Origin of the sequence: Ancylomarina sp. (assembly GCF_041555295.1) — a bacterium.
In the GTDB taxonomy this organism is placed as follows: Bacteria; Bacteroidota; Bacteroidia; order Bacteroidales; family Marinifilaceae; genus Ancylomarina.
The window spans coordinates 1-6,029 of record NZ_JBFFKR010000208.1 but is presented as its reverse complement, the minus strand read 5'-3'; the positions used below and the strand labels follow the sequence as shown (position 1 = coordinate 6,029).

Annotated in this window: 6 protein-coding genes; 1 reads left to right on the top strand and 5 read right to left on the bottom strand. The window is 35.2% G+C overall.

Features of this window, described 5'->3' with window-relative positions:
* The coding region (locus ABY905_RS12925) for an ATP-dependent metallopeptidase FtsH/Yme1/Tma family protein (RefSeq protein ID WP_372644531.1) at positions 1 to 1,068 on the bottom strand (1,068 nt) is incomplete at its 3' end.
* A gap of 29 nt (positions 1,069 to 1,097) precedes the next feature.
* Positions 1,098 to 1,472 carry a ribosome silencing factor gene (gene rsfS, locus ABY905_RS12920; protein WP_372644529.1) on the bottom strand — a complete coding sequence of 125 codons (375 nt, stop codon included), beginning with the start codon at positions 1,470 to 1,472 and terminating at the stop codon, positions 1,098 to 1,100.
* A gap of 156 nt (positions 1,473 to 1,628) precedes the next feature.
* Between rsfS and ABY905_RS12915 the strand changes: the two genes are divergently transcribed.
* Positions 1,629 to 2,378, top strand: a complete 750-nt coding sequence (locus tag ABY905_RS12915; RefSeq protein ID WP_372644527.1) for a biotin--[acetyl-CoA-carboxylase] ligase — start codon at positions 1,629 to 1,631, stop codon at positions 2,376 to 2,378.
* 18 nt (positions 2,379 to 2,396) lie between these two features.
* Here the strand turns inward: ABY905_RS12915 and ABY905_RS12910 are convergent, their stop codons facing one another.
* From ABY905_RS12910 to ABY905_RS12900, 3 genes are all read right to left on the bottom strand, one after another.
* Entirely contained in the window at positions 2,397 to 4,682 is a 2,286-nt protein-coding gene (locus ABY905_RS12910; RefSeq protein ID WP_372644526.1) for a TonB-dependent receptor domain-containing protein, read from the bottom strand.
* 142 nt (positions 4,683 to 4,824) lie between these two features.
* Positions 4,825 to 5,181 (bottom strand): hypothetical protein, encoded by a 357-nt coding sequence (locus ABY905_RS12905; protein WP_372644524.1) that lies wholly within the window; start codon positions 5,179 to 5,181, stop codon positions 4,825 to 4,827.
* 93 nt (positions 5,182 to 5,274) lie between these two features.
* Positions 5,275 to 5,772 (bottom strand): hypothetical protein, encoded by a 498-nt coding sequence (locus ABY905_RS12900; RefSeq protein ID WP_372644522.1) that lies wholly within the window; start codon positions 5,770 to 5,772, stop codon positions 5,275 to 5,277.
* Positions 5,773 to 6,029 lie beyond the last annotated feature (257 nt).

Genomic DNA, 6,029 nt, shown 5'->3' with positions numbered 1-6,029 from the left:
TGCTGCAAGAATAATAACACCCGAGTTGGTATCAAAACCATCCATCTCTGTCAATAACTGATTCAATGTATTCTCACGCTCATCGTTAGATCCCATATTTGGGTTCTTACCTCTAGCACGACCAATAGCATCAATCTCATCAATAAAGATGATACATGGTGCTTTCTCTTTAGCTTGCTTAAATAGGTCGCGAACACGACTGGCACCAACACCAACAAACATCTCAACAAAATCAGAACCTGACATACTAAAGAATGGCACGTGGGCTTCACCAGCCACAGCTTTTGCCAAAAGTGTTTTACCTGTTCCCGGAGGGCCTACTAGTAATGCACCTTTAGGTATTTTACCACCCAATTGAGTATATTTCTCAGGAAATTTCAAAAATTCTACAATTTCTTCGACTTCTTGCTTAGCCTCAGCCAAACCTGCAACATCCTTAAAGTTTGTTTTAATATCAGATTCCTTATCGAAAACTTTCGCTTTTGATTTTCCAACATTAAAGATATTTCCGCCACCAGCACCACCGCCAGCACCTTTGCTCATTCTCTTAAATACAAAGAACCAAATAGCAAGAATAATGAGAATAGGAAATAAGAATCCTATGATATCACCAAAGTAATCTTTGTGATCGACATATTTTACGGCAACTCGATCGGCTTCAGGCATGGATTCTTGAGCACTTTCCAAATTATCCTCAAAGTTCTCGATAGAACCAATTGTAAAGAAATAATGAGGTCCCGCCTTCGATGGTGAATCAAATGAATTTGAAAATAAATCCGGGTACTTTTCTAGATTCGCATCTTTAATAAAAACATTAACGTTACCAAGGTTACGTACAATCTCAATTTTCTCAACATCATGGTTACGTAACATTTCAACTTTCACCTTATGCCAACTTGTTTCCTTAGGGTTTTGTTGGTAAGTAAAATATTGAATGGCTAAAAACGAAAGAGCTATAATTCCATAAATCCAATAAGCATTGAATTTAGGAACCTTCATCATATTATTTGGACCCTTTCCTTTCTTATCTGAAGGAGGAGGCGTGTTAGGCGATTTCTTTTCTGTCATTATATTTTGTATAATTCTATTTCTACTGATTAATGAACATTTGGGATATAAGTTATATTAGCATCAGCCCAAAGTTGTTCCAATTGATAATAATCACGATATTCTTTTTGAAAAACGTGAACGACAACATCGGCATAATCCAAAAGCACCCATTGAGCGTTTTGTTTACCTTCTACCCTCCACACTTTTTCATTTAAATTTTCTAATGTTTCCTCTTGTACATTATCTGCAAGTGCAGAAACATGTGTATTTGAGGTTCCGTTACAAATAATAAAATACTTACATACGGCACCACTTACATTTTTTAAATCAACACTTACAATATCAACCGCTTTTAAATCCTTTAAAGCTTCAATAATCGTATCGACTAATTTTTCTGGTAAATGTTCTCTTTTTTTAGTCATATATTAAATTTACTCTTACAAAGATAATTTTTTTTTAAGTCTATTATAATAAAGCAAACTTTAGATTTAGGTTGATATGATAAAAACAGAGTTTGAAGTCTTAGAAATCGAAATCTTCGTCTTAATTTTGCACCAAAATCAAATTTGAATTCTACTATGCCAAATTTATTTATTTCTGAACGTATTATTCGAGTCGAACAACTTGACTCAACCAATTTGCATGCTCTTCAACTGATTAAAGATACCAATCCGTCAGGTGGCACTGTCGTTATGGCATTAAATCAGACAGAAGGCCGCGGACAGCAAACAAATGCATGGGAAAGTGAAAGTGGCAAAAACCTTACCATTAGTCTCATACTTCGACCTGATTTTATAAAAGCACAGGATCAATTTCAGATTTCAATGATCATTTCATTAGGAGTCAAAGATTATTTAAGTACTTATTCTGAAAATGTTTCAGTAAAATGGCCCAACGACATTTATGTGGGTGACAAAAAAATTGCTGGAATTTTAATTGAACATTCTATTATGGGTGCTTATCTGTCACATTCGGTATGTGGCATTGGGCTAAATATTAATCAGGAACAGTTTTTTTCAGATGCTCCCAACCCTATTTCACTTCATATACTGACAAAAGAAACTTATGATCTTGAAAAAGAATTGGTAAAACTATTGGCTTCCATTGAAAATCGATATTTCCAATTGATAAATGGGAATGGCAACGAATTAGAAGAAGATTATCTAAAGGCAATGTATTGGATGAAAGAAGAACATACATTCGAAGATGAAGGAGGATTGTTCAAAGGCCGCATTGTTGGTATTTCTGAATTTGGTCAACTACAGATTCAAGACGAAGAGCAACAAGTCAGAACCTATAATTTTAAAGAGGTGAGCTTTATTAAATAGCTCACCTCTTATTACTCTTTATAATTCTATTGCTAATTTAACACTGATATTGCGTCCTGAATTTAAATACCCCAATGACTTAAGTGTTGATAGATGATCGGTATATTTTTCATTTAAGATATTGTCAGCTGTCAGCATAAAATTTGCAGCATATTTCCCAAGTTTCAATCCCGTTCCCACTTGTATTGCAAATAAATTGTATGCACTGCTTTCAGTTTCAAACTGGGCAGGATGACTTTGTTTAAAAGCATGTTTCCATGATAAATTTATAAAAGGAGAATCCAAAGTGCTATTTCCTTTATAAAAAAACCGCAAGGAATTATTCAACTTGTGTTGTGGTGTAAATGGCAATCGATCTCCATTATCATGCTTAGAAATAACCATAGCGTAATCAGAGTGGACCTTTAAAAACTTAAAAGGAACCACATTAATAGCAACTTCTCCTCCATAAAGTTTTGCATCCTGTTGTCCATATTCATAAACGAAACCAGTTCCCTCTGGTGCTGGCTCATCACCAGGTTCTAAATAAATAAAATCGTAGACCTTATTATAAAAAAAAGACAAATCGATATTACTATTCTGAGAGTGATAATGAATTCCCAGATCAGACTCAATACTTTTTTGTGGATCGAGATTCGGATTTCCCTCCTCAAAACGGTTTCCATGCAAACCATGTTGAGATAGCTCTGCCAAATTAGGTACACGATAGGCACTGGCAAAATTAGTCCTTAAAAGTAAATCATCTGAAACATGAAAAGTTGCTCCTATAGAGGCATTCAGATTATTAAAACTTCGATTAATATCCACCATTTCCTCATCGAGTTCTTCTACTCCAGGCTCCTGTTGTTCTTCCGCTTCACTATGAGAGTGTCCTCCGGCCTCTTGTTCGGGTACATAAAGTGCTCTGTAATCGTAACGAAGTCCTAATTGAAGACCAATACGATTGATATCCGTTTTTAAAAGCGAAAAAATTGAAAAATCATCAATGTTTGCATTAGGAATGATACGATTAGGTGCTTTGTGATTCCTATTCGTTTGATGCATCCCTTGAATACCAATTAAAAACTCTGTACTCTCCAAACTGGGAAAATAGAGCTTACTATCGTAAGTCAAGGTATTTAAATCCATGTCAACCAAACGAAAAGATGCAGATTCAGGATTCCCATTCAATCTTCGCTGATTAAATTGATAAGCTGCATTCAACTCAAGTTTAAAATCTCCAATAAACAGTCGATTTCGAGATGATATCAGATGTTGAGTTAAATTCTGATACCAATAACGATTCTTCATTTGTCCTTTTGCTACCAAAGGAATAGACTCTTCATTGGTCATCCCGAATTTAGGCCGTAAGTAGTCATAGTAAATTTTAAAACTTCCATAATTCTTAATCACACCCAGACCTAATTGTAAACCTCCTGAATTGAAACGCGTGTTTGGCACATAATCACCTTTCCCATCTTTATAATCATGATGAGATTGCTGGTTGGCTCTCAGCATCCAAAACCAATTTTCGGAGGTGCCTTTAATACCAATGCTCTTATTAAAACCATTAGTCACACTATGATATTCGCTGCTAATATCAGCTTTAATCGAATTTGAAGGGGCTGGCTTTTCACGAACAATATTAATGACGCCTCCCATAGCATCGGAACCGTAAAGTAACGATGCAGGACCTTTAATCACCTCAATATGATCGATACCCTGATCACTTATTAAAAATGGGTGATCAACAGAGAACTGGAAGTTTTCGAGCCTAACACCATTGTTTAGAAAGATAAGATTGTTAATGGATAAACCTCTGATAACTGGCGTGCTAACTCCCGGACCCCTCGAAATGAGGTCAACACCCGGAATGCTCGTTAATTTTTCCCCTATTGATGGAGATACTAAAAAATCAAGTTCATGCTTAGGCAAAACCGATATTTTAATTGAATTTTCATGCTGAGCAGATGGGAAACCTCCTGATACAACAATATCTTGAGTTGTAACCGAAGTAAACACTAAGTTAATATCCAAATTGCAATCTGAGTTCTTTAATGTTAGTGTTTTAATGACAGTTTCATAACCCATATAGGAAAACTGAATACTAAAACTACCATCTGGCAGATCATCCAAGTGATATGCACCGTCATCTTGACTAAGCGTTCCTTTTTCGAGTTCAGGAATAAAAATACTGACTCCAGACAATGGAGCTTGACTATTTTGATCGAAAATGGTTCCTGATAGTTTATTATTTTTAAGTGCTCCCGAAGCAAATGTAAATTGTGGCAATATGAGTAATAATGCCAATATATAACGAATCATATTTTGCAAGTTTCTTATTTGTAAAGTATAAGGAGTGTGAACGCAGGTAGGTTTAATCGATCTCTAAATCTCGATTAAATCCATAAACATCCAATCCGATTATTTGATAATCAGAAATAAATTTGAGAATGCAAAGGCGGAATTAAACCTCCAATATATTCTCTAAAACGAAAAAACTTGCATGACTTGGGGGGGCTCTTAAACTATAACCCAATTTACACTTAGATGTAGTAAACTGCGAATAATCTAATAGGAAGGTATTGAATTCGATTACCGAAACCGTGGGAATGCTAATCACATCCGAGGGCACGAAAAAGAAATAATCGAACTCTAAAATTTCACAAACATCTTCTAAATCTGATTTTGAGTGTTGACAAGAATAGTTATGATGTTCGTGATTTGGAAACATCAAATGCTCTGCCTTTACAAGTAGAGGCAGCGTAAAAGCCAAAGCAAGAAGCCAGGCCAAAAATACATATTTATTGTTATTTAGATTCATTATACTCCAAATCTACTCATATTTAGCTAGTAAACAAAAAGCTGTTGATAATTTCAACAGCTTTTCAATTCCAGTTAAATGGCAGTATCGGGTCTATTCAATATTTTGAAGATTTTGGTAAGGAATTTGAGTCATTCCCTCTGCCAATTGGTCAATTCCTTTTTCAAGCTTCTTTTTCAACATCATCTTCATCATGGCGTTCAACTCGGCATGAACGGTTAATCGAAGCTTTGTCTCATAAGGTCCTTGCTCAATTAGCTGAATCCAAATGTAAAATTCAAAAGGGCTACGACCGTATCCTGTTAATTTTAGACTTTTGTTTTCGTCTTTTTCAACAAACTGCAAACCAGCTTCACCAAAACCTTTAATTACAAAAGAACAATTGTCTTCGGTAGCCTCCCAATGCTCAATTTGATCCTTGAAATTCATCTTCTTATTAGTTTGCTCTTCAATTTTCGCTTGCACTTCAGGGTTTTCTGAAGCCAGTTCAAAAACTTTAGCAATTTTTCTAAAATCAGATAAAAAGGAATAAATACTATTCACATGATTGGGAATAATTTTGATATCACTTACAATCTTCGTTGTTGACATATATATTTTCTTTTAGAATACAAAAGAGGGTGCCTCATGATAAGACACTCTCTCCTGCTTTATTTTTTATTGGCTATTTCTAGCTTTTATTTCTGCATCCAAGTTGAAGGATCCTTGCGCCATTCTTTCAACTGATCAACATCTTCGTTCTTGATGTATCCAATCTCGAGAGCACGATCGATCATGGTGTTATAATCACTCAGAGTTTCTAATTCACATTTCGCTTCTGTGAAGTTATCTTCAGCCGTTTGAAATCC

What these genes read in the sequence shown, in the direction of transcription:
- ABY905_RS12905 (WP_372644524.1), bottom strand. Translation starts at nt 5,181, where the DNA reads ATGAATCTAAATAACAATAAATATGTATTTTTGGCCTGGCTTCTTGCT.
- rsfS (WP_372644529.1), bottom strand. Translation starts at nt 1,472, where the DNA reads ATGACTAAAAAAAGAGAACATTTACCAGAAAAATTAGTCGATACGATT.
- ABY905_RS12915 (WP_372644527.1), top strand. Translation starts at nt 1,629, where the DNA reads ATGCCAAATTTATTTATTTCTGAACGTATTATTCGAGTCGAACAACTT.
- ABY905_RS12910 (WP_372644526.1), bottom strand. Translation starts at nt 4,682, where the DNA reads ATGATTCGTTATATATTGGCATTATTACTCATATTGCCACAATTTACA.
- ABY905_RS12900 (WP_372644522.1), bottom strand. Translation starts at nt 5,772, where the DNA reads ATGTCAACAACGAAGATTGTAAGTGATATCAAAATTATTCCCAATCAT.